Origin of the sequence: Pseudomonas typographi (assembly GCF_014694385.1) — a bacterium.
Classification (GTDB): Bacteria; Pseudomonadota; Gammaproteobacteria; order Pseudomonadales; family Pseudomonadaceae; genus Aquipseudomonas; species Aquipseudomonas typographi.
Genome location: NZ_JAAOCA010000118.1, coordinates 1 through 740, shown reverse-complemented (window position 1 = coordinate 740; position 740 = coordinate 1). Strand labels below are relative to the sequence as shown.

At 57.6% G+C, this 740-nt stretch carries 2 protein-coding genes; both read left to right on the top strand.

All coding sequences use genetic code 11. The features are described 5' to 3' along the window. Positions 1 to 201: hypothetical protein (locus HAQ05_RS27955; protein WP_238936617.1), on the top strand; the 201-nt coding region annotated here is incomplete at its 5' end. Beyond that, on the top strand, positions 198 to 617 hold the full coding sequence (locus tag HAQ05_RS27950; protein ID WP_190427640.1) for a phage protein NinX family protein: 420 nt from the start codon (positions 198 to 200) through the stop codon (positions 615 to 617). The genes HAQ05_RS27955 and HAQ05_RS27950, both read left to right, overlap by 4 nt. Positions 618 to 740: the final 123 nt, after the last annotated feature.

The following is a 740-nucleotide window of genomic DNA, read 5'->3' as shown; positions in this document are numbered from 1 at the left end:
ATCCCAGCGCGGGAAGGAAGGATTTTGATGACCAACCACATCGAACGAACAGGCCGAGCGCTTCAAGTCCTCTGGGATCACTTTCGCAATTGGGAGCTGTTCGCCACTGGTACCCGAGCACCAATCCGTGACCGCTGGTACATCGCGACCAAAACCAAGGCCCTGATCAAGCACGACCGGATCTTGCGAGGTGCCGCATGAGCGATTTCGTGGAGGTGAAGACAAGCGAAATGGACGGCGTTGTTTTGAACTGGGCAACCTTCTGCGCCGTGTACACAGGCATGCAGCCAACTATCAATGTGATCGAGAGCAGGACCATGGCGCTTTTCAAGGGTGCTAGGCCAATCACATTCCCTCGTGCGGTCAGCATTTCCTACTCCGGCGCCTACGGGATCGAACACCACTGGTATCCGTCCAGCGATTGGGAATATGGCGGCCCACTGCTTGACAGGTTCGAAATTGAAATCCTGCGCGCAGGGCCGGTAGTTCACGCCAAGCGGTACGGCATGACAGATGCCGAGGGTAGCGGAGAAACAACCCTCATCGCCGCCTGCCGCGCCATCGTCGCATCTGTTCTGGGCGACACCGTAAGCGTGCCGAGGGAGCTGCTGCCATGACCCTCTACACCTTCTGGCCCCTAATAGCCCACCTCACCAGCCGGCGTTTCATCGTCGAGGAAGCGGGGAGTGGGTTTGTGTTTGTTAAGCGGAGGGTTTTGGTATGACAGACCGCGAATTGCT